General features: G+C 69.1%; 1 protein-coding gene and 1 pseudogene. One reads left to right on the top strand and one right to left on the bottom strand.

The window, feature by feature from the left end:
• Positions 1 to 10: 10 nt before the first annotated feature.
• The gene (locus ASG00_RS17355; RefSeq protein ID WP_268772023.1) at positions 11 to 133 is read left to right on the top strand and encodes an L-rhamnose mutarotase; all 123 of its coding nucleotides are present in this window, start codon (positions 11 to 13) and stop codon (positions 131 to 133) included.
• 6 nt (positions 134 to 139) lie between these two features.
• Here the strand turns inward: ASG00_RS17355 and ASG00_RS17350 are convergent.
• Positions 140 to 444: pseudogene (locus ASG00_RS17350) on the bottom strand (FCD domain-containing protein); the annotation flags it as partial.

The raw sequence follows: 444 nt of genomic DNA, 5'->3' as shown, positions 1-444 counted from the left end.
CCAGCGGCGGATGGCCGCCGATCCCGTCACCCAGGAATGGTGGGCGCGCACCGGGCCGTGCCAGCGTCCGTTCGACGAGTCGTCGGGCGCCGCCAACTGGGTCGAGCTCGACGAGGCGTGGCACCTCGACTGACGCCCGTCAGGACGGATCGCGCCGCGTCGGGAGGCGACGACGCTGCCAGGCGTCGACGATGTGGGAGCGCATCGCGGAAGCAGCGGCATCCGCATCGCCTGCGACGATCGCGTCGTAGATGCGGCGGTGCTCGTCGAGCGTGAGACGGAAGGCCTCGTCGGTCTGGTTCTGCACGAACCGCGAGCTGGAGCGAGCCCGCTGGAACAGGATCTGCGTGATGTTGCTGGCGAGCTGGTTGCCCGAAAGCTCCATGAGCAGGAAGTGGAAGTCGGCGTCGGCCTGCGCGTAGGCGTCGACGTCGTGGATCGACT

The sequence above is a fragment of the Microbacterium sp. Leaf351 genome, assembly GCF_001423825.1.
GTDB classification, from domain to species: Bacteria; Actinomycetota; Actinomycetes; order Actinomycetales; family Microbacteriaceae; genus Microbacterium; species Microbacterium ginsengisoli.
Note: the sequence above shows the minus strand (reverse complement) of the source record. Positions and strands in the feature narration are given on the sequence as shown.